This is a genomic window from Streptacidiphilus sp. BW17 (assembly GCF_041262485.1).
Classification (GTDB): domain Bacteria; phylum Actinomycetota; class Actinomycetes; order Streptomycetales; family Streptomycetaceae; genus Streptacidiphilus.
Window position 1 is genome coordinate 1 of sequence record NZ_JBGCCR010000087.1, and the last position, 1,250, is coordinate 1,250.

The window sequence follows — 1,250 nt, forward strand, 5'->3', positions numbered from 1 at the left end:
TCGTCCTCGTGCTGGTCACCGAGAACGCGGTCGGCGTGGAAGCCACGCGGACCGCGGTCACGTTGCCGCCGTGGGCCTTGGCGGCGGGCGCAGCGGACGGCTTGCCGTGGGCCTTGGCGTGCGCCTTGGCGGTGGGCTGGGAGGTGCCGGTCGCTGCGCTGGCCACTCCCCCCGCCGCCGCGATGGCTGCAGTGGTGGCCGCGATGAGCATGATCGGGCGGATACGCATGAATCCGTGTCCTTTCCTGCGGGGCGTCCGGTTGACGCTCGCACCCCTGTACGCCACCCGGCGCCCGTACGGTCGCATCCCGGGCACGTGGTCCATGTCACAAGGCGAGGGTGCGACCCGGGCACGGTGCTCGTGCGTACAGGCTTAGGCAGTGCAGCTCCGCCCAGGATCAGGAAGCTGACGCGAGCCGATCGACAGCACCAGGAGAGAGGCCCTTGATGACGCCACAGGAGTTCGACGCGTTCTACGCGGCGTCCTTCTCCCGACTGACCGGGCAGCTCTACGCGATGACCAGCGACTGGTCCGAAGCACAGGACGTGGTCCAGGAGGCCTTCATCCGCGCGTGGGACCGAAGGCGCACGTTCGACACGGACGAGGCCCCGGAGGCGTGGATCCGGACCACGGCCCGGCGGCTGGCCATCTCACGCTGGCGGCGTCTGGCCCGGGGCCTGCACCTGGCTGGACGTCACCACCCGCAGGAACCACCCACCGTCGAGCCGCCCACCGAGGAACACCTGATGCTGGTCACCGCGCTCCGCGACCTGCCCGAGGCGCAGCGCAGCGCCATGGTCCTGCACCACATGTGCGACCTCTCCGTCGAGCAGGTCGCGGCCGAGACCGGCGCCAGCGTCAGCGCCGTCAAGAGCCGCCTCGCCCGCGGCCGGACCGCGCTGGCGGCCCGACTCGGCGACCTGCCCACGGCCGGCTCGGAAGGACGACTCCGTGTCTGACCCCCGCCACGACTCCCTGGGCGACCGGTTGCGGCTGCTCGGCACGGGGACGCCGGCACCGACCCTGCCCGCCGCGGAGATCCGCCGACGCGCCGACCGGCGCCGCCGCCGTCGGCACGCCCTCGGCGCGACCGCGGCCTGCGCCGCGGCAGCCCTGTGCGTGGCTCTCCCGACCGTGCTGCGCTCGCCCACTCCGCTGCACGAGGCAGCCCCGACGGACACGGACACCTCCTCCGTGTCGGCTTCCCCTCGCCCCCCGGCGGAGTCGACCGTTGCCGACACGACGACCG

The 1,250-nt window shown here is 73.2% G+C and carries 2 protein-coding genes and 1 pseudogene; 2 read left to right on the forward strand and 1 reads right to left on the reverse strand.

Annotated features, from left to right (window positions below):
* A partial coding sequence (locus ABH940_RS36955) for a hypothetical protein (RefSeq protein WP_370107296.1) occupies positions 1–229 on the reverse strand: 229 nt, incomplete at its 3' end.
* Positions 230–447: 218 nt separating this feature from the next.
* Between ABH940_RS36955 and ABH940_RS36960 the strand changes: the two genes are divergently transcribed.
* Both ABH940_RS36960 and ABH940_RS36965 read left to right on the forward strand, forming a co-directional pair.
* Positions 448–960, forward strand: a complete 513-nt coding sequence (locus ABH940_RS36960; RefSeq protein ID WP_370060829.1) for a SigE family RNA polymerase sigma factor — start codon at positions 448–450, stop codon at positions 958–960.
* Positions 953–1,250: pseudogene (locus tag ABH940_RS36965) on the forward strand (hypothetical protein); the annotation flags it as partial. The gene ABH940_RS36960 and the pseudogene ABH940_RS36965, both read left to right, overlap by 8 nt.